General features: G+C 42.4%; 17 protein-coding genes and 1 pseudogene. 6 read left to right on the forward strand and 12 right to left on the reverse strand.

Translation table 11 applies throughout. The features are described 5' to 3' along the window. The first annotated feature begins 1,145 nt into the window (after positions 1 to 1,145). On the forward strand, positions 1,146 to 1,451 hold the full coding sequence (locus tag HNW13_RS00360) for a hypothetical protein (RefSeq protein WP_192114314.1): 306 nt from the start codon (positions 1,146 to 1,148) through the stop codon (positions 1,449 to 1,451). A 428-nt stretch (positions 1,452 to 1,879) separates the two neighbouring features. On the opposite strand, the gene HNW13_RS00365 is transcribed toward HNW13_RS00360, so the two are convergent. Then, the gene (locus HNW13_RS00365) at positions 1,880 to 2,452 is read right to left on the reverse strand and encodes a hypothetical protein (RefSeq protein WP_192114315.1); all 573 of its coding nucleotides are present in this window, start codon (positions 2,450 to 2,452) and stop codon (positions 1,880 to 1,882) included. Next, positions 2,449 to 6,390 carry a RecQ family ATP-dependent DNA helicase gene (locus HNW13_RS00370; protein ID WP_208062779.1) on the reverse strand — a complete coding sequence of 1,314 codons (3,942 nt, stop codon included), beginning with the start codon at positions 6,388 to 6,390 and terminating at the stop codon, positions 2,449 to 2,451. The genes HNW13_RS00365 and HNW13_RS00370 overlap by 4 nt, the downstream gene beginning before the upstream one ends. Positions 6,391 to 6,834: 444 nt before the next feature. Here HNW13_RS00370 and HNW13_RS00375 point away from each other — a divergent pair, with 444 nt between their 5' ends. The 3 genes and pseudogenes from HNW13_RS00375 (at position 6,835) to HNW13_RS00385 (ending at position 9,231) form a co-directional block, all read left to right on the forward strand. After that, a complete protein-coding gene (locus HNW13_RS00375; RefSeq protein ID WP_208062781.1) occupies positions 6,835 to 7,164 on the forward strand; it encodes an IS66 family insertion sequence element accessory protein TnpB in 330 nt (109 codons plus the stop codon). Next, positions 7,158 to 7,505 (forward strand): IS66 family insertion sequence element accessory protein TnpB, encoded by a 348-nt coding sequence (gene tnpB, locus HNW13_RS00380; RefSeq protein ID WP_208062782.1) that lies wholly within the window; start codon positions 7,158 to 7,160, stop codon positions 7,503 to 7,505. Before HNW13_RS00375 ends, tnpB begins: the two co-directional genes overlap by 7 nt. 83 nt (positions 7,506 to 7,588) lie before the next feature. After that, positions 7,589 to 9,231, forward strand: a pseudogene (locus HNW13_RS00385) (IS66 family transposase). Positions 9,232 to 9,623: 392 nt separating this feature from the next. Here HNW13_RS00385 and HNW13_RS00395 read toward each other — a convergent pair. The 3 genes from HNW13_RS00395 to HNW13_RS00405 all read right to left on the reverse strand — a co-directional run bounded on the left by HNW13_RS00395 (position 9,624) and on the right by HNW13_RS00405 (position 11,258). Beyond that, positions 9,624 to 10,589 (reverse strand): DNA-processing protein DprA, encoded by a 966-nt coding sequence (locus HNW13_RS00395; RefSeq protein ID WP_192114317.1) that lies wholly within the window; start codon positions 10,587 to 10,589, stop codon positions 9,624 to 9,626. A gap of 136 nt (positions 10,590 to 10,725) precedes the next feature. Next, entirely contained in the window at positions 10,726 to 10,890 is a 165-nt protein-coding gene (locus HNW13_RS23455; RefSeq protein ID WP_347813069.1) for a hypothetical protein, read from the reverse strand. A 143-nt stretch (positions 10,891 to 11,033) separates the two neighbouring features. After that, on the reverse strand, positions 11,034 to 11,258 hold the full coding sequence (locus HNW13_RS00405; protein ID WP_243756153.1) for a hypothetical protein: 225 nt from the start codon (positions 11,256 to 11,258) through the stop codon (positions 11,034 to 11,036). Between the two features lie 154 nt (positions 11,259 to 11,412). On the opposite strand from HNW13_RS00405, the gene HNW13_RS00410 reads away from it, so the two are divergent. Beyond that, a protein-coding gene (locus tag HNW13_RS00410) for an IS3 family transposase (protein WP_192114312.1) occupies positions 11,413 to 12,968 on the forward strand; the annotation gives its coding sequence in 2 pieces (ribosomal slippage) (positions 11,413 to 11,866 and positions 11,866 to 12,968; 1,557 coding nt in all). A gap of 444 nt (positions 12,969 to 13,412) precedes the next feature. Here the strand turns inward: HNW13_RS00410 and HNW13_RS00415 are convergent. The 6 genes from HNW13_RS00415 to aspA all read right to left on the reverse strand — a co-directional run bounded on the left by HNW13_RS00415 (position 13,413) and on the right by aspA (position 21,366). Continuing rightward, on the reverse strand, positions 13,413 to 14,465 hold the full coding sequence (locus tag HNW13_RS00415; protein WP_192114318.1) for a porin: 1,053 nt from the start codon (positions 14,463 to 14,465) through the stop codon (positions 13,413 to 13,415). Between the two features lie 240 nt (positions 14,466 to 14,705). Further along, positions 14,706 to 15,437: a fumarate reductase iron-sulfur subunit gene (locus tag HNW13_RS00420; RefSeq protein WP_086019739.1), complete on the reverse strand. Its 732-nt coding sequence runs from the start codon at positions 15,435 to 15,437 to the stop codon at positions 14,706 to 14,708. Further along, entirely contained in the window at positions 15,428 to 17,437 is a 2,010-nt protein-coding gene (locus HNW13_RS00425) for a fumarate reductase flavoprotein subunit (protein WP_192114319.1), read from the reverse strand. Before HNW13_RS00425 ends, HNW13_RS00420 begins: the two co-directional genes overlap by 10 nt. Before the next feature lie 204 nt (positions 17,438 to 17,641). Beyond that, the gene (locus HNW13_RS00430) at positions 17,642 to 18,367 is read right to left on the reverse strand and encodes a fumarate reductase cytochrome b subunit (RefSeq protein WP_192114320.1); all 726 of its coding nucleotides are present in this window, start codon (positions 18,365 to 18,367) and stop codon (positions 17,642 to 17,644) included. 138 nt (positions 18,368 to 18,505) lie between these two features. Next, entirely contained in the window at positions 18,506 to 19,807 is a 1,302-nt protein-coding gene (locus HNW13_RS00435; protein WP_162023788.1) for an anaerobic C4-dicarboxylate transporter, read from the reverse strand. A 116-nt stretch (positions 19,808 to 19,923) separates the two neighbouring features. Beyond that, positions 19,924 to 21,366 carry an aspartate ammonia-lyase gene (gene aspA / locus HNW13_RS00440; RefSeq protein ID WP_192114321.1) on the reverse strand — a complete coding sequence of 481 codons (1,443 nt, stop codon included), beginning with the start codon at positions 21,364 to 21,366 and terminating at the stop codon, positions 19,924 to 19,926. A gap of 499 nt (positions 21,367 to 21,865) precedes the next feature. Here aspA and ansB point away from each other — a divergent pair, with 499 nt between their 5' ends. Then, complete coding sequence (gene ansB / locus HNW13_RS00445) at positions 21,866 to 22,924, forward strand: L-asparaginase 2 (protein WP_192114322.1); 1,059 nt, start codon at positions 21,866 to 21,868, stop codon at positions 22,922 to 22,924. 891 nt (positions 22,925 to 23,815) lie between these two features. Here ansB and HNW13_RS00450 read toward each other — a convergent pair. Next, positions 23,816 to 25,177 carry an L-serine ammonia-lyase gene (locus HNW13_RS00450; RefSeq protein ID WP_192114323.1) on the reverse strand — a complete coding sequence of 454 codons (1,362 nt, stop codon included), beginning with the start codon at positions 25,175 to 25,177 and terminating at the stop codon, positions 23,816 to 23,818. Positions 25,178 to 25,208 lie beyond the last annotated feature (31 nt).

Here is a 25,208-nt window from a genome sequence, read left to right on the forward strand (position 1 = left end):
ACCGCCCCCTCTATTTAATTATTGGATGATTTTAAGGGGTGACAACAATCCTGACACAGGGGGCCCCAGACAGCACGCAAATTATGGGAACGAGTTGGTCTTCCTGCAAGCCATGGGTTTATTCTAATCCAAGAGATCTAGTATTATCTTTCTCTAAATGTAGTGAATCAAACAGCAAAAGAGCTAGATACCCATCAATCTTTACTGCTCAAATTAATATGCATTAAGCCAAGTCATTTTTCTAGGCGCAAAATCAGTGACAAACTGACCAGTTTAGAGAGCGAACACCATGTACGTTTTATACGTGTAGTCGATTCTACAATCAAGCTAATGGCCATTGATAGCCAAGAGACTATCAAATGACTTGTAGAGCCAACTTTAAATATGAATGGCAAATCACCAGCTAGCTTAATATATACTGAAACAGGGGCGCTAGAGGTGATGCGATTAATAGAACGGACCCGTCATGGAGCATTCAGATAATATTTTTGAGACCTTGGAGTCTTTTGGCAAGTTGCTAGCTAACAACTCTTAATTACTGCAATACAATAAATCGGTTCTATTAACCACTCCATATAATTAAATGAATCTCATATCAAAAGAAAATGAATTTTCACTGCAGCAAGCAGCGGCATAGAGCTCTTGTTTTAAGTGATCCACTTTACTAACAACGCAGATATGAAATGAGGATCGCTCTTAATGAAAATGACCTAACACGTAAGGCAAGCTACTTACTCTACAGTATGGAATCTAATTGTTACTCAGCTAAAACTTACAGCCCTCACAGGATATATGCGTTACAGAGCAGTTCTTAACTCGTATTTCAGGCAGGGCAACCACATGAGTGTGCATTTTTTGCTCACAATGAATGTTTTCAGTATAGAATCACTTCCAATCATTCTTGAGGTGATAACATTCCGAACAAATGTAGTTGGATACATACACTCAATTTGTTCATAAAACGTTCGCGATCTCGCCCTGGTATTTCAGGCACTGGTATAAATTAAATAATAGGAAAATGGCTAAAATGAAAATTATTTTAAATAATTGTTGAAGGGGCGGCATAGGTTCGATAATTTAAATCATTCTCAATTAATAACTAAGAAGCCAGCCACTTTGGTAGGCAGAAAGTTAAGGAAGTTATCATGAAAAACTTAAACGATCTAAAAGTAACAAACGTAGAATCTAAAACAGAAGACGGTTTCTTTTTTGTGGAATTTAGTACAGGAAAGTCGCTACAGTGCTGTTTAAAGGCTTTAAATCAAAGTGAAGATGAACTTATGGAAAACGGCCCAATATTTTTGAATCAAATTGAGCATGATAATAGCGGTTTTGATGATGGACTCTGTGCAGACTGCAATGAGTGGGCTTTAGTTGATGGCGAAAACGAGCACATTCTCGAATTTTTAATTGATCGAGCGCGAGAAAATGGTGTGCATATTATAGTGTAAACAACAAAGGCCGTGCCAGCGGCTTTTATTTAAAGGGGATTACAATGCCCGTCAAAAATCAGTTCGTATAATCGATGTCACTATTAGAACATGCAACAACTATCCTGACACAGGGGGGAACACTGCTTAGAACAATTATCCTACCCGAAATGCGATCTCAACAGCCTTTTACCCTGGGAGGATAAACTAGACAAGGCGTAGTTCGCCGGACGCTTACATTCCACGGCAGTAAATCACTCACAGAACATCATACGATATCAGTTTGGGGAACTCGCGAAATAGATGTGCTAAGTAGTAATACGGATTGAGATCGTTGGCCGACAGGTCATCACCATTACCAATTAAAATCACACGGTTTACACCACGACTCGCCATTCAGTATTCCAACTTATTGATTACAGTTAAAAACTGATTGAACAACCTGAAAACTAAAGAATCATATCCTTAGCCAGGAATCCGATACCTCCAGCTAACACCAAGATACCTAAAACAACGATGGTTCGTAGCCCACTTATCGATCTTTTCTGAGACTGCGCCGTAGCCTCTAACTTGCTGGTCAATTCCGCAAATTGTTTAACAATGCAGCTATCAATAGCTGCGCGACCTTGTTCAAACTGATCAGGTGATACTAACTTCAAGTCTGTCACCTCACGCCTTAGTTTCAACTGTTCATCTTTGATCTGGCCTAGAAGATCATTAAGTGACGTCAGGCTACCTTTAAACTGTGTCACCTCACGCCTTAGTTTCAACTGATCATCTTTGATCTGGCCTAGAAGATCATTAAGTGACGTCAGGCGACCTTCAAACTCTTCAAATTTACTCGAGTTCTTCGTAACCAATTCACTCTGTTCAGTTGCTAGATTTACGAGCGTTGATTTCGCTGCCTCTATCTCAGTTCTTGCATTGTTTACGGCGCTCAACAGGCCATTAAACTCTGCCACTTGCGCAGATTGCTCTTCGAGTGAATCGATTACTCGGTGTAGTTTCTGTATGTCATTCACCAATTAATCCCCTTGTATTGGCTGGTAAGTTTTTCAAGTCTATTCGATAGTGGAGCTAACAAAGTGTGATAGGAGAACGGATCCCCTAGCTCTTCATTTACCTCCCCAAGAACATCCAAATCTTCAAATTTCTCATGGACCAAACGAGCAAAGCGGCTTCGCGCATTTTCAGAGAACATTGGCTTTAGCTGCATAGTTTTTCTGACCAGCTCTAGCGCTTCATCCCTATTATTACTAATCAACCGATCAAACGACGCTGCCATTCTTCGCTCTCCATCTGCATCATCAAACTCATCGGAAGCTAGTCGCAGCACACCACTCAAGTAGTTCAAGAATGCATTATTTTTGTATGACTCTAAGAATCGAGAAAGCTGACCACGTAGGATCGTCATCTTCTCGCTGCCTACTAGATGTTGCGCGCCCTCTTCTTCATCATTTTCAAAGAATACTGATGGCCATGTCTCCGCCGAGGCAGAATTCTCAGCCATATGGAGCAGAATTTGGCTCGACTTGTCGTGCCTGAAATAACCCTCTAGCTTCTCCTTGAATTCTTTGTCATCCATCCTGCCTTCAGCGAATAAACTACATTGTTCATAAACGTTCTTCTGAGACTGGCGGCGGTTGTAGACAAAATGGTCATAGGACCAGAGTAAAAGAACAAGAAAGATAAATTGTGATTTATCTATAGACCCTTTTCTGAGCTTGTCGCAGAGAATTTTGTAATACTGGTTATCACTACTGAACACATCAGCGAGCTTGAAATCAGGATCATACTTTCTGACAGTATGCTCAATTTTCTTTTCCAGACCATCTTCCGATATGCACTGGAACTCGACATACAGCGTGCCATTAAAAAAGTCTTCGATTACCCAGTCAGAGACAATACCCAATTGAAAAAGACGGTAGATAGCCTTTTCCAATTTAAACTTTTCCGTACCAAACTGCCTAGCAGTAATGGTCACCGTGTTGTGTTCTTGATTGTGCATAAAAAATTTGTATACGTTTGCCATCAACTTGAACTCATCATTGATTGTGTCCAAGCCGTTTGTCATCAGGAATAGATTTGTATTCAGGTCGCTATCGCGACTCAATGCCTTCACATACGCCTTTAGATCTGCGACGTTCGTGCTAGCGTCCCAAATCTTGTCGAGAATAGCTGAGTTGGGTTCTTTTGTGAGAAGCACATAGCAATCTGCGGGTACTTCCTTGAATAGTTTTTTATGTCGCCCTGCCCTGCCTGCTTCCTGATACAAGGCCTCCATCGACCCAGGTATTCCGAAGTGAACCGTATAGGCAATATTCCCCTTATTCACACCCATTCCGAATGCCTTAGTGGCAGTAAGAAGGCGGTATTTATTTTCTTTAAAATCGTCTTGAACTTGGCGCTTATATCTATTGAAAGCCTCTCCCTGCAATCCACCCATTTTCGGAGCAGACCCCGAAAAATATCTAACATCCATCTTCAAGAGTGTTGAAATTCGGCCCGCTAAGCTATGACAACCCTTATCTCCGTTGACTGTGGCAGTGAATATGATCCCCGCCTTATTGCCGTCTTCCCCGTCGGAATTCCATTTACTCTCCATTTCAGAAACAAGCTCGACGACTGCATCAACTTTAAGGCCTTTATCGTCGATAACGTGGAATGAGAGTTCCTCGCGAGTGAAGTCCATTGGGGTACGGACAAAGTCATCGGGGATATCAAACTCTGTTTGAATATCCTTTAGGACGTTAACTGATGCGGTTGCAGTAAGGCCTATATAACTTGCACTGGGAGCAAACCGTTCGATTGTATTTGCTAGGTTCAGGTAAGACGTCCTGAAATCATGCCCCCACTCAGACAAACAGTGAGCTTCATCGATCACCGCGTAGGCAAATGAGAGATCTAGTCCGATAGCCGACATCTCTTTTCTAAACGCATGGGTTTGGAATCGCTCAGGCGATATGAAAACGAAGAAGTACTTACCATGTCCGAAATCTCTCTGAACTTTGGCCTTATCTCCTGCCTTCAAATCACTAGTAATAAAATTGCTTCGAGTGAAACCGATGCTATCCAAATCGGCTTTCTGGTCATACATTAAACTCTTTATCGGACACACGACAAAGCTAATGGCTGGTTGCAAGACAGCAGACAGCTGGTAACAAATCGACTTACCCGAACCTGTAGGCAACAATCCTATTGTGCCGTTTCTCGAAAGTGCAGATCCTATGATACCAACTTGCCCCTCCCTGAAATCTACATCCTCTAAGTATGGTAGAAACAGGTTGCTGAGGAAGTATCTCAGAGACTCTCGCTGCTCGCTGTCTGGGCTAAGATCTAGCTTGTAGGAAATAGGATCACTGCATGAAAGCTCGAAAAAGTCATAGTCAATCAATTGACTGGTTTCTATTGAAACAACATCAGATTTTTCAAAGTATCGATAGAAATCGAAGTAGTCCGTACGTGAATATATGACGTCCTGGGTAACTTGAAAGGAATCGTCATAGCGCTCCAGTAAGCTGAAGTCGATGTATATATTTTCACTAGTTCGCTCGCTCGGAAGCTCATCTGATTCGATCAGCGTAACTTCAATTCGCCTTTCTTCAATACCGATGAGACAAAAGAGATTCGATAACAAATCGTTCAGGTCGTCTAGTGCCACGTCAGCAAAATCAGTTTCATCACGATTGACTATGAATAGTTTTTTCAACTCTCCAAGTCTGATCTGACCGCGTTCAAGAAGCTCCAATAACAGTATCTGGAAACGCAACGCCGAGGTCAGCCTCAATCGCGAGTCGGTAACATCGACTCCATTTTCATAAGCCTCTTGGTAATTCAATAAAGAAATACCATTAGGAGGCATTAGGACACCGTCACGCTCTAGGCCACCAACGATCTGAATGTGAGAAATAATCGAATTTATCTTATTGATAAATGACTGGTTCTCAGATGCCAGTTCTTGAACAGTTATCCGAACAGTCTTCAGCCCCAGAGTTTCAGTAAACACATCCCTCATCTCATCTAACTGCTGAGAATTTTGATGCTGCTGACCGTCTATCTCAATAATTAAGCCAACTTGAGGAATGTAAAAATCCACCTGTCGGTTCTGGAATTGTTCAACGTAGACCTGAGTAATATCGTATATCTGGACTTCTGGGAGCATTAGTTGTTTTACAAAAATGTACTTACCGAAGTACTTCGGGATCAGCTCATCATAAAACCTTTTCGCTGGATAGTTTCCAGACTGTTTGTTGCCTCGAATCAATCTATTCCAAAAAACTGGCTTATCTGACACAAGAGCCTGGGCTGGTGTATTAAGAGCGTTCTGATCCAGTTCAATGCCAAATGCCTTCCTCAGTTTCCGCGAGGCTATTGTTGGCTTCCCTCTCTGAAGCATGTTCTTAAGAATTTGAATTGCTCCAAATATCTGACCAGACGCCGCTTCAGACAAGATCGAATATTGGAGAAGATTGTGGAAAATGAAGTTATGGTTGGTTCTCGCGTAGTTAGCAGAAAACTTCTTGCTTACAAGTCTGCTACTAGACTTCGGCCTGACATATCCAGATAGTTCACTTTCATCCGCCAGCGAGTCGATGACTGGGTTGTACAAATCTGAAAACAGTTGGTTATTATGCTGTTGATTATTGCTGTCAGTGCCTAGCTCCAATCTATAGAGAGTTTTGACCAACGTAAAAATGTAAATACTTGAATTAGGAAAGGCTTGATTTAGACAGCGTGTTATCTCATCAGTTGTAGCCCCCGAAGTTAATACGTCGTCCACGATCAGAAATGTCGGATTTGAATTCGCTTCTATTGAATCAACATCTGCTTTATAGACCCCTCTGACCTGCTGTAGTCTTTGTGCTGCACTGCAATTAGTCGACTTATCTAATACGTGATCTTTCTCTAATGTCTTAGGTTGGTAAGAAGCCCCTAAAGCAACAGCCAGCGATTTGCCCAAGCTATCTAATGCGCTATCGCCACCTTCAGCCCTAAGCTCAGCGTGACCTAACGCTCGAACAACAATATCTATGACTGGAAATGAAGGAGCTAACTCAACAGCCTTGTTAACCCAGCGTCGTACAGAAGGATGGTTGTTATCTTTGAAAGACCAAACTTCCTGTTTGACACCATCTAAATAGAATCCCAGATGAAGTTTATTTCCAGATTGTATTAACTCAGAACGTCCCGTTGTTGCGAAACTCGGCGTCGAGTTTTTTCCAATAAGCTCTGAGAGACTGCTTACTCCCTTATGTGACGAATCGATCTCCGAGGCTGAACCCCAATCTACTGAAAAAAACTCAACCCCTGCATTGGAAGCACTGTATGCGTCCGGGCAAGTACGTCTTCAACTGCACTCATCTAGCCTTTATCTTAACGACTGATAATGACATCAGGAGTTAACATGGCTACACGTTCACATCAAGATTGGGCTGCTTTGATACAACAGCAATCCGCTAGCGGCTTAACGATTTCAAATTTTTGTCGTGTGCACAAGCTTAGTCTTAGTGGGTTTTACGCCCGCAAAGCGGACATGGCTAAAACGGGCACCCAACAGATAGCGCCGTTTGTTAAGGCTACCGTGACATCGCCGACAGCGATGACAACCCAAGCTCAACCTTCCGCTTCAGGGCAGGCTATCCATTTTCAGCATCAAACCGGTTTATGGACTTTCCCCAGCACCTTGCCTGCACGATACCTGCTGGAGATTATAAAAGGCCTACAAGCATGTTGATGTTTCGTGAGCTTCCGTGTGTTTATCTGCACCGTGCACCGGTGGATTTTCGTAAATCGATAAATGGCTTAGCTGTTATCGTTGAGCAGCAATTATCCTTACAGGCCAGCGACGGCAGTGTGTTTGTCTTTTGTAATAAAGGCCGTGATAAATTAAAAATCCTCTACTGGGATAACACCGGCTTTGCACTTTGGTACAAACGCCTCGAGCAGGATAAGTTTAAGTGGCCGACGAAAAGTATTGATGAGTGCCTGAGTTTATCTGAGCAACAGTTTCATTGGCTGTTATCTGGCTTTGATGTATTGGGTCATCAGCATGTGAACGGCTTGAATTACAGTTAATTGATCGCCATTGCGAAGGCTGTTTTCGATAATTAGATCACTGCTTTAGCCTTATTTAATGGGATATTTGATATAATAACACCATGAAATTAAGCCCTGATAACTTACCCAACGACGTTGATTTACTTAAGCAATTATTGCTTGAGACGCTGGCGGCTAAAGATAATGTTATCGAGTTGAAAGACGCTGAAATCGCCGAACTTAAACACTCTGTGCAGCGTTTGCTTGAACAATTCCGCCTCGCACAGCAACAACGTTTTGGCGCCAGCAGTGAAAGCCATGACTATCAAGGTGAGTTGTTTAACGAAGCAGAAGTGACGGTTGATGAGCCTGTTGAATTAACAGCAGATGCTGACGCGCCAGTGTCACCTAAACAGCGCGCCAAGCGTAAATTACTGCCTAAAGACCTGCCACGTGAAGTGATTATCCATGATATTAGTGATGAAGATAAGCAGTGTGAGTGCTGTGGTCATGAGCTGGCGTTAATGGGCCAAGACAGTAGTGAGAAGCTGAAGTTTATTCCGGCGCAAATCAGTGTGATTGAGCACGTTAGATTAAAATACAGCTGCAAGCATTGTGAGACTAAAGGAACCCAGGCCAATATCAAACAAGCGCCCGTGCCAGTCAGTCCTATCCCTAAAAGCGTGGCGACGCCAAGCTTGTTAAGCCAGCTCATTACCAGTAAATATCAGTACGCATTACCCCTTTACCGGCAAGAAACACTGTTCAAGCAACATGGTATCGCCTTAAGCCGGCAAACCATGGCGGATTGGATGATGAAATCTGCAGCGCTGTTCAAGCCCTTATATGATTTACTCCACCACCATTTATTAACACAAGATGTCATCCACGCCGATGAGACCACGCTCAAAGTGATTAACGATGAGCGGGTGAAATCCTACATGTGGGTGTATTGCGCTGGCGCGGATAAACCAAGCACTGAGCCTCGATATCAAGGTTTGCGCAATATAGTACTGTACGACTATCAAGACGGTAGCCGCGCGGGCACCTGCGTGAGCCGTTTTCTGGCCACCGAGCAAACGGTATTTAATGGTTATTTACAAGTCGATGGCTACGCGGCTTATCAGCAGGCAAACAATAAACTGGTCGGTTGTTCGGCTTAGTCTCCTGAGTCGCTCTACCTCCTGCATCCATGCAGTCGTGGGCTCATGCGCGGCGTAAATTCAAAGAAGCGCTAATAGCACAAGGCAAGCCCAAAGTAGGCAAAATCAGTAAAGCGGATATGGCGCTGAGCATGATAGCCAAGCTGTACCGTATTGAAACCCAAATACAAGCACTGAGCCTGGAAGAGCGATTGTATTTTAGGCGCACCCACTCACGTGCTCAGCTGGGGTTATTTAGGCAATGGTTGGATAAATCAGTGCTGCAAGTATCAAAGGAAAGTCCGCTAGGCAAAGCCATCCATTACAGCCTCAATCAATGGTCAAAGCTGAGTTGTTACACGCAAGACAGTCGCCTCAATATCGACAACAACCGTGCAGAGCGGGCAGTAAAACCGTTTGTGATAGGGCGTAAAAACTGGCTATTCAATCACAACCATCGCGGCGCTGAGGCGAGTGCAATTTTGTACAGCATCATAGAAACGGCTAAAGCGAATGGACTCATCCCGTTCGATTACATCGAACACTGCTTAGAACAATTATCCTACCCTGATTGTGACCTCAACAGTCTCTTACCCTGGCAGGTTAGGCTAGACAAGACGTAGTTCGCCGGACGCTTACGAAGCACTGTCTCGATCTAGGTTGCTATCTCCTAAATAAATGGACTCGTCGGTGCTAACATCGAAGTACTCGAGAATACGAGTAACGCCCTCAGGGCTAGGCTTATGCTGCGTTACATCATGGTAGGCAACTACATAGTCAACAGAGATACTGAAGTGTTTGAGTAGCCCCTGAACGTAATTCGAAGGCGCATTCGAGAAGATAGCAACCTTGATTCCAACTGACCGAGCCGTTGTAACAAGGCCGACAACGTCCTGATAAACGGCACATCCATTATAGTACCTGGGTATATCTCTCCACCGGCCAGCTGACCGAAGTGGTTCTAGGCTTGATGTATCAATAACCGTATCATCAAGATCGAGGACTATGACCTTTATCACAGCAGGTCACCGTTTGATTTAAACGATCCGAATGAACTCGCAACGTCTACTAATTGAAGACGAATATCTTCATAAGATTCGCTCGTGTAGGGTATCGCCAGCCCTTCGTTAATTAGATGTTGAGTTCCTGAAATTGCTTTGATAGTAAGATCTGGATACTTAGCTTTCTGTACGTCAGGAACGAAGACAGGGCGCATCATAGAGCTAGCAGATTTGACTGCGTGCATCGTCCCTCCATCTATCGAAGTTTCAATAGCAAAGACGGCAGTAGATAAACCTGCTTGTATCCTGTCTCGCTTAGCAAAGAACGCAGGTATTGCTTTGGTTCCTGGTGCATTTTCTGCAACTAGAAGTCCGCCCCTATCCAAAATTTCCTTAGCGAGTTCCCGATTACTTGCGGGAGAAATCGACTCCACATCGACAAGAACAGAAATAGTTGGTGCTTTGGCGTCTAATGCAGCTCGATGAGCAATTGTATCGATACCCAGTGCAAGTCCACTGACTATCGTGAAGCCATAAGTCGCGAATTTTTGAATAGTTTTAATCGTTATGGTTTCACCCTTGGGGGTGTTTTCACGAGTTCCTACAACAGCTAATGAAAGCCTATTCTTTAAGAGATTCAGATTGCCTTTACAGTAAAGAAAGGGAGGAGGTTTCGGGAGATCGTATAACGAAATTGGATAGGTTTTCGAACCGAAGAGAACAATCTCAACTCCTTTACTTTTGAACGAATCAATCTCAGCTTGTACTTCGTCCCTGAGAGTCTGGAAGTTCGCATCGTCGAAGAAACTTTCGAGAGTTGCTCGAGCTTTACCATTTGAGATTTTTAGATTGGAGGAGTGGTGTACCAGTTCTTCGAGCGTTGCCAATCCACTATATGCTGAAAACTTTAAGATGGACAGGACAGTCTCATCCCCAACGTTCGTTAACTTCTTGAGAGCAAGGGCGTCTACTATGTTCACATCTACCTCAAAACACTAGAGATTTTAGTCCATTAAGCAGATAATATAGTTATAATCGACCGAGAACACAACACATAAACCAATCTCTATAATACTCATTGAAACCCTTTGATAGTAACCGTCTAGCGAACCACACCTATTGTTTAACATTCCAGGGTAACAAGCTATCGATATTGGGTTCTGGTTTACACAGTTCATCAAGGCAACCCATGATGTAATCAAATGGGATTAGACTATCTACCTTTGCGGTTTCGACAATGCTGTAAAGTGTGGCGCCAATCGATTTACGAAAATCGACCACATCGGCACATCAACAAACATCTTCATGCCGTTAGCCCTTTAATAATGGCAACGATTTCGTTCGTTGCAAAATTGGCTGGAAACATTAACTGGCCTGTGCGGATATCAAACTGCACCACATTTTGATGAGTTTGTGCGCTGACTTCAGTGGTGGTTTGATTTATCTGAATAAAGCGTGATGATGTAGCGCTGAAACCTGGCTTTAATAAGGTTTGGGTTTTGCTGGTTCTCAGCCTGTAAAGCACGTTGTTTATAGTAAGTGGTAATAGCGACATTATGATGTTGGCAGAATTCAATATTAGTGCCTTTGAAATTGCTGCGTTGCTGAAGTAGTTCCAGCCATTGTGCCGCTGTTCTGTAAGTTTTCATCACATGCTCCGAATTTATCATTGAGCAGGTATTTTCAGATAGTCAGATTAACGATGCTAGGTGTGGTTCGCTAGACGGCCCCCTGTGTCAGGATTGTTGTCACCCCTTAAAATCATCCAATAATTAAATAGAGGGGGCGGTCAATGAGAGCTCAATGGCACGATATTCATCTGAACGTAAAGAAGCAGTTTTAAAGAAGTTATTGCCTCCCCACAATATGACCGTCATGGAAGTGGCACGTAGTGAAGGGATCGCCTACCAAACCCTGTATCATTGGCGCGATAAAGCTAAAAAAGAGGGTCGCCCAGTGCCAGGTAAAAAATTGACCAGTAATGATTGGTCGGCCGAAGCTAAGTTTGCCGTTCTCATTGAAACAGCGCCAATGTCTGAAGCTGAAGTAAGCCAATATTGCCGAGAAAATGGTTTGTTTCGAGAACAAGTTCAGCAGTGGAAACAAGATTGTTTAGGGGGCTTTACGACAAGTGAAGTTCAAGCCAAAACGATTAAGCAGCAAGCCAAATCAGACAAAGCAGAAATCAAATCCCTGCAACGAGAGCTACGCTACAAAGAGAAGGCGTTAGCAGAAACAGCGGCTTTACTGGTGCTTAGAAAAAAGCTCAATGCGCTTTGGGAGGACGACAACGAGGAGAGTTAACGCCTTTGCCTAAGCGCATAACATTGGTGAATTTAATACAAGAAGCGTATGCCCACGGTGCACGTCTTTACAAGGCTTGCGCTGAAGCAGAGCTAAGTAAGCGGACGTATCGGCGCTGGTATCGAGCAGGAAAAGTACAAGCTGATTTAAGGCCCTCGGCGGTAAGACAGGAGCCAGCCAACAAGCTTAGTGATGACGAGGAAAAGCTGATACTGGCAACCTCGAATGAGGCAAGGTTTGCGAGTCTACCTCCCTCACAAATCGTGCCGACGCTGCTTGATGAAGGGGTCTATATCGCTTCAGAGTCGAGTTTTTACCGAGTGTTAAAAGCCAATGCTCAATTAAATCGACGTGGACGAAGCCAAAGCATAACAAAAAGAAGTAAACCAGATGCTTATGTTGCAGATGAGCCGAACAAAGTGTGGTCTTGGGATATCACTTATTTAGCTTCGGTCATCAAAGGACGCTTTTATTATCTATATATGTTTGAGGATATTTATAGCCGTAAGGTTGTGGGTTATGAAGTCCATGAACGTGAATGTGGTGAGCTAGCGGCCGAGTTAATGCAACGCAATATGCTGCGTGAGCAATGCTTTAAGAAGCCACTGGTATTGCACTCAGATAATGGTGCTCCGATGAAGTCGTTAACAATGAAAGCCAAGCTTGAAGAGTTAGGCGTTACCGCGTCATTAAGCCGCCCGAGTGTCAGTAACGATAACCCTTACTCCGAGTCGCTGTTTAGAACATTAAAGTATCGGCCAGAATGGCCTAGCTCTGGCTTTAAAAGCATCACCGAAGCACGAGAATGGGTCGAAGTATTTGTGACTTGGTACAATACTAAGCATAAACACAGCAAGCTCAACTTTGTGTCACCGAGTGAGCGTCATGCGATGCAAGACAGGACTATTTTATCTAAGCGTAAGATAGTGCTAGAGGAAGCGAGGTCAAGAAATCCTAAACGCTGGCCAAACGGTATAAGGAATTGTGACGCTGTAGGTGAAGTCACACTGAACCCAGATAAGAAGTCTGAAACAGAAACAAGAAATGCAGCTTAAAATTTAAGTAAAGAGTGCCAACTACCTTGAAAAACACCGACTTCATGTCATCCTCATTATGCCTTTATTTGTTTCTTATCCATTTTCCTTGGAAAACGATTAGTTCAGTAGAACTCTGCAAAGCCTAGGTTTGTAGTTTTCTGGATTTTTTCGACAAATTCTCTAACTACTGTCTGTAGTATTTTCGATTTATGTACTGAATATTCTGATGTTTTATGGATAATTCACTACGGAGAATTAACATTATGCGTTAATCCTCCGTAGCTTTTTCTTAACGGAATATCAGGGGGGGGTAGATTTATACTGTTAGTGTATTTAAAAGTAGTAGTTAACCATGTTAACCATGTTAACCATGGTTAGTTTGCTCATGCTTACAGTATCTAATGGCACTCTAATAAGTATAGGGGCCATTACTTTTACTGAATCATGAAGTTCATTTACGGCTTAAAACTTATAATCGAAGTTATAGCGCATACCGATCATAATTTGATCATCAGTCTCTTGGTATTCAAAGTCTTTTTTCTGATATTCGATGAAGGTACTGAATTTCGATGTTTTATGCCATTCAAAGGTGGTGTTATAGGCATTATAATTACCTGAGGTGATATTGTTGCCACCATCATCGTATTTAGATATCCCCAGTTTAATTTTATAGGTTTCATTGATGAAGTAGCTTGCGACTATATCAAGAGTTGAACCATCGGCGATGTCTTTGTCTATGCTTTGATAAGCAGCAGCTAGGTACAGTGACTCAAAGTTTTTAGCTAAGGTGACACCTACGGTATTTTCATCTGTACCGTCTTCTAATTCTTTAGTGTAAAACGCTGCGGCTATGTAGATTAGGTCTGTTTTGTAACGTAAACCGGTATTAAAAAAATCACTCCCATCACTTCCTTTGTTACCATCGAATTGGGCATCAGCAGAAAACAAAATATCGCCGAATTGCTTTCTATAGGTCACTAGATTGTTAAGTCTAAATGGACTTGCACTGTCATAGGCTATTGGGGTTCCTGAACGATTGAAAATATCGACGGGATCGTAAATGATTTCTTGTGTTACTGCTTGCTTACCAATAGCAAACCGACCTAAAAAACCTTCGATTCCGACATAGGCTTTTCGTGCATCGCCAAAGTCACCATCATTTCTTATATCAACTTTAAACTCGCCTTTAGCAAAGGCCATTAGGCCATCTCCTAATTGGTATTCCGTCGCAAAACCAATCCGTGAGTTAGCATCTCCAACATCCCACACATCGTCTGAATTGGTATGGGTAAGACCGAATGTCGGACGTAAAGAACCGTAAAAATTAAACTGGGTATCTGAAAGCAAAGATGACTCACTGTCTTGGGTTTCAAGCGTGGCGAGCCTTTGCTGAATTTGTTGTAGTTCAGCTCGTAACTCCTCATTAGTATCGGTGTTGCTATTAGCTTGAGTTGTGAATATAGGAGCCGCAAAGCTCAGCATAATAATTGCCGACTTTAGTTGGGACGGTTTCATTTATGTTTCCTTACATAACAACTACTAGTGTTCTGCTAATGGTTTGGTTACCGATTAAACAGTACTGCTAGTAGTAAGGATGTGCACTTGTGACAGTGCGTGAGCAGGTGCTTAGCGACAATGCAAAAGCTCCCACATATTTACTGCAAACAGGGACGCCTGTTTGCAAAGTTTTAGTGTTGTATTGCCCTCATCAATCTCGCCAAAGCAGCAAGTTTTTTGATTAAAGGACTTTTTTGACTAGAGAATTGTCGAGGCCATTTTTCGGCGTAAGTAAGCAATTTGCTGCATGTGGGGCAAGTCTTTAGGGCAGTTATCTTGGCAACCTAACAGCGTCATGCAGCCAAAGACTCCATCTTGATTACCGATAACATGGTAGAAGTCATCTGCGCTGCGGTTGTCTCTACTATCCATTTCGAAACGGGCAATTTTCATCATGCCTACTGCGCCCACAAAGGTGTCTCGCATTTGTTTGGTGGCACATGCAGAGACGCAGACACCACATTCGACACAGCGTTCCAATTCATATATCCGCGCGGCTTCTTCTGGTGCCATTGGATTTTCTAGGCGATGCATGTCTTGATCGTCCGGTTTAGGATGTAACCAGAGCTTTAATCGCTCGGCTAATTCACGCATAAATTTCCCGGTGTTTACCGACAGGTCACCAATCAGTTCAAAGCCAGGTAGAGGCATTAAGGTGATTTCACCATCAGGGTAATTTGCCGTTAAGGTACGACAGGCAAGGGTTGGGAAGCCATTAATCACCATGGCGCAACTGCCACAAATACCTGCTCGGCACACAAAGTCGAACTGTAACGAAGTATCTTGTTGTTCACGCAATTGATTTAATGCGATAAATACTGTCATACCATCTGTTTCGGTTAATTCATAACGTTCCATTTTTGGCTTATCTTGGCTATCTTGCGGATCGTAGCGGAAGATATTAAAGGTGATTTTTCGGCTCATAATGATTTATTTCCTACCGGTTGAGATGGTATGACTGCTAATGTATCGCTAAGACGTTCATTAGCTGGTTGTAGATGGCTAGGTAGCGTATATGGCATCAATGCTTGCTGCAGTGCGTGCCTATCTGGGGCGTCGCCAAGTTCTGCCGTTATTTTGTTTATTTCTTGAGTTCGTTTCTCTGTATCGGGATGGGCTATGTTGTTATCGTTGCCGTAACCACGGTATCCAGGAGGTAACTCCATTTTCATTACATCGAGCTTCTCATAATGTAAAACGGGTTCTAATGACTCGTCATTTGGCCAGGTAGCCAATGTACGGTTTAGCCAATCTTTATCATTGCGTTGTGGATAATCTTCTCTAGAGTGGGCTCCACGACTTTCGGTGCGTGCAGCAGCCCCACATGCGACAGTTAAGGCTACTTTTAACATTCTGGTGACGCGAAGAGCTTCAACTAATTCAGGATTTGAATGACGTTTTTTACACTTAAGTCCTAAATTTTTTGCGCGTAGAAGTAATGCTTTAAGCTCGGCTATAGCCTTGTCTAGTTCAGGACCATTTCGAAAGATGCCGACGTAATTCATCATGATACGTTGCATTTCTTTTTTTATGTTGAAGGGGTTCTCTGTACCTTTACCGTCGACTAAGTTATCGATTTCATTTTGTAACTTATCGAGAAATTTTTGGGTGAGGGCAGTGTCAATTTCTAAGGCATTTTGTTCACAAAAATCGGCTACATACTTACCGATGATCATGCCGCCTACTACGGTTTCTGCCACAGAATTACCACCTAAACGATTAAAACCATGCATATCCCAGCACGCAGCTTCTCCAACACTAAATAGTCCTTTAAGTTGTGGACTTTCACCGGTGGCATTAGTGCGAACGCCGCCCATAGAATAATGCTGGGTAGGCCTTACAGGGATCCACTCTTTGCAGGGATCTATTCCAAGAAAATATTCACAAATTTCTTTAACTTCGCGCAGATTGGTTTCAATATGCTCACGACCTAAAATGGTTATATCTAACCAGAGATGTGGCCCGTAAGGACTGTCATCTCCTTTACCTTTGCGAATATGTTCGGTCATGCGGCGAGATACCACATCACGGGAAGCGAGTTCCTTTTTCTCTGGCTCGTAGTCTGGCATAAAGCGATGACCGTCTTTATCGCGTAGTATGCCGCCGTCACCGCGACAACCTTCAGTGGTAAGAATTCCTGCTGGGACGATGGCTGTCGGATGAAACTGTACCGCTTCCATATTGCCTAATGTCGCGACGCCAGTTTCGAGTGCTAACGCTTGGCCTATACCTTCGCAGATAGTGGCATTAGTCGATATTTCATAAATTTTGCCGTAACCTCCAGTCGCAATCGTAGTTGATTTAGCCACATAGGCGCGCAGTTCTCCGGTCACTAAACAGCGTGCAATGACTCCGTGGCAACGCTTACCATCATGGATCAGTGATAAGGCTTCAATCCTTTCGTGTACCGGAATGCCCATCGATATAGCTTGGTTATCTACCGCATACAATAATGAGTGGCCAGTACCATCGGCGGTATAGCATGTTCGCCATTTTTTGGTGCCGCCAAAATCTCGAGCATTGATGAGGCCATGAGCTTCTTCTGCTTCATGTAACGTCACCTTTTTTGCATTCATTATCACATCGCGTGGGCCAGCAGAAATTCTAGACCAAGGCACTCCCCAGTTTGTCAGTTCACGTATGGCTTTGGGGGCGCAATGGGCAAACATACGTGCCACATCTTGGTCACAACCCCAGTCAGACCCTTTTACCGTATCCTGAAAATGTATGTCTTCGTTGTCACCCATACCTTTAACTGTGTTGCCAAGGCTTGCTTGCATACCGCCTTGAGCAGCCGCGGAATGTGAACGTTTTGCCGGAATAAGCGATAATACCAGTGTGTCTAGGCCGCGTTCTTTGGTGGCAATGGCTACTCTAAGGCCTGCTAGCCCGGCACCAATGATTAATGAGTCTGTATAAATAAGTATCAAAATCAGCTCCTTATCTAATGATCTAGATAATATGTATGAATTTCAATTACGCCTCTGCGATAGATGTAATGCACCTATTCGTCAGAGGAGGATCTGTGTGTTGAGGCTTAGCCTTGCTATTCAGTGGTGGAAGCTCATTTAGTTATTGACTCTGGCTGTTTGTTGCCAGGCAATCACACTTAGCGTTCCCCCTTAGCATGCCTATTACTTCGGAATAAACGGCTGAACGGGTAGTGTCAGTTCACTGCCAATAGAGATGTAGGTAATGAGGCTTAATGAACCTAAACAAAGTAAATAGATCATTAACACCTGGGCAATTGTGCGTATAAGAGAACGATTATTGCTCACTCCCCATTTTAATATCACTCGGTATAAGCCAATTAAGCCATGTACTAATACAACCGGAAGGAATACCACATACAAGAGCCAGGCATGTCCGTTATAGACGCGGTCAGCTGAGAGGTGTGGACCAATTTCAGGATCTAAAATCATGGTTGCAAGATGTGCTGAGACTAAGAAAAATAAGATGAATCCAGTGATCATTTGCCAATACCAAGCGCGAGTGTCTTTGTGCTTTATGTTGGACATAAACCCACGAAGTGCACGCCACTGGCCAAGTTGTACCGGAAAGCGACGTAATGCTAGCGCCGCGTGAACGACGACAATAACTAAAATAAATACTGAAAATATTTGTGTCACTAGTGGCCAACCGTGCCCAGTAGCGCTAAACATGCCACCTTCAAGTACCTGCACGAAGCGGTAGAAGGTTTCTTTGCCTAATAAAATGCTTGCCTCAAAATGCATATGCACTAATAAGAAAGCGCCCAGTAAAACACCCGTCAAACTTTGTAAACAGTCGGCTCTAGCTGACCAAGCTTGTCCAAATGGTCCACCATTGATGGCGGTTGGAACACGCGTTTTTTCTGACATTAATTCACCTCTCATAAGGTTTGTTATGATGTAAATGCGTAAGCATTACCCCAAAACAAAGTCTCTATATAAAGATTAAAAGAACAGGGTTAATCCATTTCCTGCATTAGCCCTTCGATTACTTTGTTTAACATTGAGCTACATAATCATGCCGCCAAATAAGAACGCTAACGCGACACTGGTAGCAATTGTCACCACACCAGGGATGAGAAATGGGTGGTTAAATACTGCCTTGCCAATCCGAGTTGAACCGGTATCGTCCATCTCGACAGCTGCCAGCAGTGTTGGATAAGTAGGTAATACAAACAGAGCACTTACAGCAGCAAAAGAGGCAACAGCAGTTAAAGGGCTCACACCAATGGCTAAAGCCGCAGGCATCAGGGCTTTAGTGGTGGCGCCTTGTGAATAGAGCAGCATGGAAGCGAAGAACAGGGTTACCGACAATAGCCAAGGCTGACTTTGCAATAAGGTTCCAGCAAGGTCTTTGATTTCATCAATATGGTTTGCAACAAAAGTATCCCCTAACCACGCAACGCCTAGCACACAGACACATGCAGACATACCTGACTTAAAAGTGGCAGCATTAGAAATTTCGCTAGCGTCTAATTTACAAAAAATCGTAATAGCTGCAGCAGCAGTTAGCATAATCACCATGATGGCTGAATCGCGAGGCAGTACCGGATTAACAATTAATCCCACTTTGTCGGAAATCGCAGTGGCATAAATCATCACAGCCGCAATAGCCATCAAAAAAATCACCACTGAACGTTTAGCACCATCTTTAATGTTTATTTGGGTAGCACCGCGTTTTTTGATTAATCCTTTGGCCAAACGGTCTTGGTAGATAGGATCTTCTGCGAGCGGTTTACCCATTAAATTGGCTACGACGGCCCCGACCATACAAGCGAGAAAAGTCGAGGGGATACATACAGCTAATAGGACTAAATAGTCCACTCCAAAAGGTTCTAGGATGCCAGAGAAGAACACTACGGCCGCTGAAATAGGTGAGGCGGTAATGGCGACTTGAGATGCTACAACTGCGATAGATAGAGGACGAGATGGACGTATGCCTTGTTCTTTGGCGACTTCAGCAATAACAGGTAAGGTTGAGAATGCTGTGTGGCCCGTTCCAGCAAAGAGTGTCATGAAATAAGTGACGACAGGTGCTAGAAAGGTAATTTGTTTTGGATGTTTACGTAGTAATTTTTCTGCCAGTGAGACGAGATAGTCCATCCCACCCGATACTTGCATGGCCGCAATGGCGGTGATCACCGACATAATGATTAGTATTACATCAATCGGGATCGTCCCTGGTGTAAGTCCAAGTCCAGCAGTCAGTATCAGCACTCCGACACCGCCAGCAAAGCCGATCCCCATGCTGCCCATTCTTGCACCTAGGTAAATAGCCCCAAGCACGATAATTATCTCTAATATAATCATAGTATTAACTCTATTATGTGTTAATTGGCATAGCCTGTATAAATGTCAGTTTTGCACAGGCTTATTGTTGAATAATTGAGTTTGAGTTGGGGGAGAACTCCCCCAACCCGACTGGGCTACACTTTGGCTTTGCTGGTATTTCGTTTAGCCTGATACTTAGGATGCATCAGGTTTTCAACGGAGAGGATTTCATCGAGTTCTTCAACTGTTAGTAAGCCTCGTTCTAGCACCACTTCACGAACATTTTTACCCGTTTGGGCACAAATCTTTCCGATAATGTCGCCTTCATGGTGACCGATGAACGGATTAAGATAGGTAACGATGCCAATTGAATTTAATACATGATTCATACAGACATCAGGATTGGCTGTGATCCCTTCAACACACTTCTCACGCAGTGCGATACAGGCATTCCCCATAAGGCTTAGCGACTCAAACATCGCCTGGCCAATGACAGGTTCCATTACGTTAAGTTGTAACTGGCCGGCTTCTGCAGCCATAGTGATCGTAATATCGTTACCGACAATTTTAAAAGCGACTTGGTTAACCACCTCTGGGATCACAGGGTTGACCTTGGCAGGCATGATTGAAGAACCGGCTTGTAATTGAGGCAAATTGATATCATTGAATCCAGTGCGTGGACCTGATGAAAGCAAGCGTAAATCGTTACAGATTTTGGACATTTTAATGGCCATACGCTTAATTGCGCTGTGCAGCATAACGTAGGCGCCACAATCCGATGTCGCTTCAATCAAATCTTCTGCTGGTACATATTCACGTCCAGTAATTTCAGCCAAATGTTTAATGGCTAATGAGGAGTACCCTATTGGAGTGTTTAGACCAGTACCAATAGCCGTTGCGCCTAAATTCACCTCAAGTAATAATTCTTGGCAACGTTTAATCGATTTAATTTCTTCGCGTAGTGTTACAGCAAAAGCGTGAAACTCCTGTCCTAATGTCATAGGCACTGCGTCTTGTAACTGAGTGCGGCCCATTTTTAATACGGTCTTAAATTCTGTAGCTTTAGTGTCGAAGGCACTGATGAGATCGGTTAATGCCTCTAATAAAGTATCTGTGCTGTTGACCAATGCAATTCTGAAACCTGTAGGATAGGCATCATTAGTGGATTGACACTTATTAACATGGTCATTAGGGTTGATGACATCATAGCGGCCTTTTTCTAGCCCCATGAGTTCCAATGCAACATTGGCTAATACTTCATTGGTGTTCATGTTGACCGAGGTACCAGCACCGCCCTGATAAACATCTACTGGGAATTGATCGACAAATTGACCTGTAGTGAGGATCAAATCGCAGGCTTCAATAATTTTATTCGCAATCTCAGGACTTACAGCCCCTAATTCGCTATTAGCCATGGCCGCCGCTTTTTTTGTTAGCATCATGCCTCGTACTAATTCAGGTGCGTCTGAAATTTTTTGATTACTTAATTTAAAGTTTTCCATTGCACGTAATGTGTGAATGCCATAATAAAATTCATTAGAAACTTCTTTAGTACCCAATAAATCTTCTTCGATACGTGTGCTATTAGTGTTTTTCATTTCTATCCTATTAAATCCTGTTAATAGTAAGATATATTTTCGACCTGGAGCTATGGTATGTGTATATAAGCTTAAATTGCATATCAAAAATAACTCTTCGAAAATATTAAGGAGAACTTTCTCCTTAACTATTGGGAGGGAGGTTACCCCTTAAGTGGTATTTTAATATAGATGAAGATCACTTATTTGTATCTGGTTATAGATTTTGTTTCGTAGTTAGATAAACATCTCAACTGAATTGATTTGTGTGATCTATTACTATTTGATCCAAACTGTATGTTGAATTGTTATTTTTTGTTAACTTATTTTTGATGCTAAAAGTGTTTCCTAATAAAATTGCTGCGTCAATTGAAAGTGTATTTAGTTAATTTTTTTATTTAATTTTTTATTTAGATTTTCATTTGGTTTTAGTTGTTAAGTTTAGTGATAACTATCACGGTGAGAATTTAATAATAGTGCACACTTGTGAAGTGTTTATTATTAATAAAAGGAAGTTAGTATGATTTTTTCTATACGTAAGCTCTTGCTATCGGTTACCTTAGGGTTATTTATATCCTCTGCGGTGCAAGCGCTTCCACAGGTTCGAATTATTGCCACAGGTGGAACCATTGCTGGTGTGGGCCAATCGGCTACTGAGTCAAATTATCAGTCTGGAGAAGTGGGAGTTGATAGCTTAGTAGCAGCTGTGCCGGAGATAAAGCAGCTTGCCGATATTCAAGGTGAACAACTCGTTAAAATCGGTTCGCAAGATATGAACGATAAAGTTTGGTTAGACTTAGCCAAACGGATTAATATTTTACTGGCGGATAAAAATGTCGATGGAATTGTGATTACCCATGGCACTGATACTTTAGAAGAAACTGCTTATTTTTTGAATCTAACTGTCAAGAGCGATAAGCCTGTAGTGCTGGTTGGTGCAATGCGTCCATCCACTGCTATGAGTGCCGATGGACCTATGAATCTGTATAATGCAGTCGCCATTGCCGCGAATCTAGAGTCTAAAGGCAGAGGTGTTTTAGTCGTAATGAACGATACAGTGCTTAACGCCCGCGATGTAACGAAGACTAATACTACTGGAGTACACACCTTTGCTGCGCCTAATTTTGGCCCGCTTGGTATTATTCATAACAGTAAGGTTGAGTATATGGGCAGAACGGAACGTCAACATACGACTCAAACCCCTTTTGATATCAGCAAGCTCGATATTTTACCAAAGGTAGGTATTGTTTATAACTACGCTAATGCTAGTGATTTACCTGCTAAAGCTATGGTTGAAGCGGAGTTTGATGGCATTATTAGTGCGGGTGTAGGTAACGGCAACATTTATCACTCTGTATTCGATGCACTCATTAAGGCGAGCAAAAAAGGCATATTGGTTGTCCGCTCTAGCCGTGTACCGACCGGTGCCACTACTCTAGATGCTGAAATAGATGATGCCAAATACGGCTTTGTTGCTGCTGGTAATCTTAATCCACAAAAAGCTCGTATTCTGTTGATGTTATCGTTAACTCAAAGTAAAGATCCTCAACAAATCCAGCGCTGGTTCCAGCAGTTTTAGATACTAGCTGAGGCACAAAACACTAGGTTAAATCTACATTTTATGAAGCCAGTAGTCAGCCCTACTGGCTTTTTTTATGTACTTTATTCTCGTTATAGCGTCTATTATTCCTAATAAAAATCACATAACACTCTCTACAATATGCAATGCCTGTAGTGCAGCAGTCTTAATATTCAGTAACCTAGTTCGTACACCTTGGTTAACGCTATTTATAAATATTTTATTAGGATGCCCCCAAAAAAATACGGGATAAGCCTAAGTAACAATTAATAAATATTAATCTGAACAGAGTAATCTATTAAAGTGCTCGAGGGTAATGCAGGTAGTCAGCGATTATCTGCATATACTTATACTCATTGTCTAAATGGGTAAAAAAGATGAGAATGTGATTGGTAGTGTTAATCGTGAAATTTATTAGTAGATAAAGCGAAAGTTGTATTTAACTAAGCGTTAACTACTAACTTATGCACGAGTTAAATAAATCATTTAAGTTGTTTTTGATTTTAACCGTCATTACGCGAATTAAGCTTTAATGTTAGAAGTTAAGGGTGTCAATCAGGCGTTGTTAATTAAAAAGATGAGTCGGTTACTTCTCATCTTACAAATGCATAAAATAAGCATCCGTAATAATTGCAGCAGCTGTGATAATTTAGATGATTTTAAATTAACTTAATTCCTTCTCAAACTAAATGAGTTGTGAAAACGAAATATTTTTACATGGTCTTATTCATGATTTTAAACTCTTAGTAAATAGTAAATAGTAAATAATAAATAATAAATAATAAATTAAATATATAGCTGTTTTTTTGATTTTTGATTTTTATTTGTTTTAATTAAAATAAATCCATATGAAGTTACCATAAATAAAAATTGCATCTAATGTTTTTAATATCAGCAAAGAACTTTGATAGCTAATCCACCCAAAGAGGTTTCTCTATATTTAGAGTTCATATCCTTACCTGTTTCCATCATTGTTTCGATGACTTTATCAAGAGATACGAGAGGATCTGAAGAACGACGTAATGCCATACGTGCAGAGTTAATCGCTTTTACTGCGTTAATTCCATTACGTTCAATGCAAGGTATTTGCACCCTTCCAGATACTGGGTCGCAAGTCAGTCCCAAGTTGTGCTCCATACCAATTTCTGCAGCGATACATACTTGTTCAGGACTACCTCCCAATAACTCAACAAGCCCTGCAGCAGCCATTGAGCACGCAACTCCAACCTCTCCTTGGCAGCCAACTTCCGCTCCTGAAATGGAAGCATTCAGTTTAAATAACCCGCCAATAGCTCCAGATGCCGCCAGAAAACGCATATAGTCTTTCTCGGTAACTCTATGGATAAATTTGTCGTAATAAGCAATTACTGCTGGGACAATACCGCAAGCCCCATTGGTAGGTGCTGTGACAACCCTGCCTCCAGATGCATTTTCTTCGCTCACTGCAAAAGCAAACATATTGACCCAATCAATAACAGCCATAGGGTCATTAGAAGTAGATTCAGAAGCCACAAGTTGTTGGCAAAGCGCAGCGGCACGTCGAGGGATCCGCATTGGTCCTGGTAGTACCCCTTGGGTATTCATACCGCGATCCATAGATTCACGCATCGTTTTCCAGATATGAGTAAACTGAGCTTGAATATTACCGTCTGGGCGCAGCGATTTTTCATTTTCTAACACTAAAGAGCTAATCGATAATCCTTCAGCTTTACAATGTTTAATCAATTCTTCAGCTGTAGAATATTCATAAGGAACTTTTACTAACTGTTCCTCTTGTTTGCCGAAATGTTCTTCATCAACAATGAATCCTCCTCCGATAGAATAGTAAGTCTTGGAGAGCACTTTCTCGTTTTCTATCCATGCATGGATCTGCATGCCATTTTCGTGCAGTGCTAAATTTGTATCATGGAAGTGAATGCTTTTATTGTGAGGAAAAGACACCGTATGACAGTGCATGCCTACAGGAAGCCTTTCACTTTTCTCCAGCCGTGCAATAAAATCGGGGATACTTTCAATATCGACGTCTTCCGGTAGATTACCCGCTAGACCCATAATAATGGCTATATCTGTGTTGTGTCCCTTACCTGTGAGTGACAGTGCGCCATATAAATCAACAGTAATTCTAGTGATATCTCGAAGCTTGCCTTTCGAACGTAACTCATCGATAAACTCTTTTCCTGCTTTCATTGGTCCGCCGGTATGAGAGCTTGAAGGTCCAATACCCACTTTATAAATATCAAAAACACTAATCATATTGATTCCTTTGCAAAAGCTTCTATACCTA

The sequence above is a fragment of the Shewanella sp. BF02_Schw genome, from assembly GCF_014596695.2.
Classification (GTDB): domain Bacteria; phylum Pseudomonadota; class Gammaproteobacteria; order Enterobacterales; family Shewanellaceae; genus Shewanella.

Excerpts from the sequence above, each read along its gene's own strand:
- HNW13_RS00360 (WP_192114314.1), top strand. The coding sequence starts at position 1,146 with ATGAAAAACTTAAACGATCTAAAAGTAACAAACGTAGAATCTAAAACA.
- HNW13_RS00375 (WP_208062781.1), top strand. The coding sequence starts at position 6,835 with ATGGCTACACGTTCACATCAAGATTGGGCTGCTTTGATACAACAGCAA.
- tnpB (WP_208062782.1), top strand. The coding sequence starts at position 7,158 with ATGTTGATGTTTCGTGAGCTTCCGTGTGTTTATCTGCACCGTGCACCG.
- HNW13_RS00405 (WP_243756153.1), bottom strand. The coding sequence starts at position 11,258 with ATGAAAACTTACAGAACAGCGGCACAATGGCTGGAACTACTTCAGCAA.
- HNW13_RS00415 (WP_192114318.1), bottom strand. The coding sequence starts at position 14,465 with ATGAAACCGTCCCAACTAAAGTCGGCAATTATTATGCTGAGCTTTGCG.
- HNW13_RS00430 (WP_192114320.1), bottom strand. The coding sequence starts at position 18,367 with ATGTCAGAAAAAACGCGTGTTCCAACCGCCATCAATGGTGGACCATTT.
- HNW13_RS00435 (WP_162023788.1), bottom strand. The coding sequence starts at position 19,807 with ATGATTATATTAGAGATAATTATCGTGCTTGGGGCTATTTACCTAGGT.
- aspA (WP_192114321.1), bottom strand. The coding sequence starts at position 21,366 with ATGAAAAACACTAATAGCACACGTATCGAAGAAGATTTATTGGGTACT.
- ansB (WP_192114322.1), top strand. The coding sequence starts at position 21,866 with ATGATTTTTTCTATACGTAAGCTCTTGCTATCGGTTACCTTAGGGTTA.
- HNW13_RS00450 (WP_192114323.1), bottom strand. The coding sequence starts at position 25,177 with ATGATTAGTGTTTTTGATATTTATAAAGTGGGTATTGGACCTTCAAGC.